Annotated in this window: 1 rRNA gene; it reads right to left on the reverse strand. The window is 47.8% G+C overall.

Going from position 1 to position 703, the window contains the following annotated elements:
* Positions 1 to 320 (reverse strand): 16S ribosomal RNA (locus RR877_RS10665); the annotation flags it as partial.
* Between the last annotated feature and the right edge of the window lie 383 nt (positions 321 to 703).

The following is a 703-nucleotide window of genomic DNA, read 5'->3' on the forward strand; positions in this document are numbered from 1 at the left end:
CAACCTCTCAGTCCGGCTACTGATCGTCGCCTTGGTAGGCCGTTACCCTACCAACTAGCTAATCAGACGCGAGTCCATCTCAGAGCGATAAATCTTTGGCAATCAAGGCCATGTGACCTAATTGCTTCATGCGGTATTAGCAGTCGTTTCCAACTGTTATTCCCCACTCCAAGGCAGGTTACTCACGCGTTACTCACCCGTCCGCCACTAAACATTCCTCTCGATTGACCGAAATCTCTCTTAAGGGTGTTCCGTTCGACTTGCATGTGTTAAGCACGCCGCCAGCGTTCATCCTGAGCCAGGATCAAACTCTCAATAAAATGGTATCTAAACAAACTCTTGCGAGCCTGCTCAAATCATCTTACCGAAACTATTTAATCTAGCTTCAAGTAATTAAAAATACCATCTAATCCACTTGCGCGGACCAGACGGTTTGTGTCCGTTTTGGTGCTTCGTGTATTTTTGTCATATTGTTTAATTTACAAGGTGCACACCGCTCGGTCGCGGCGGGAGGAATGTTATTGTACCACGCGGTACAGCGCTTTGTCAAGACTTTTTTCTCAGGTTTTTTTGTCGGGGCTGTTGTCCCAACCAACCGGAGCTCGTGGCCGCTTCTTGCGAAATGGCCTGTCCGTGAGGCGCTTGATTACTATACCAAATGGTGCCCCAACTGTCAACACCTTTTTTGCTTTTTCGCCACTCT

The organism is Aurantimicrobium sp., from assembly GCF_036667855.1.
Lineage (GTDB): Bacteria > Actinomycetota > Actinomycetes > Actinomycetales > Microbacteriaceae > Aurantimicrobium.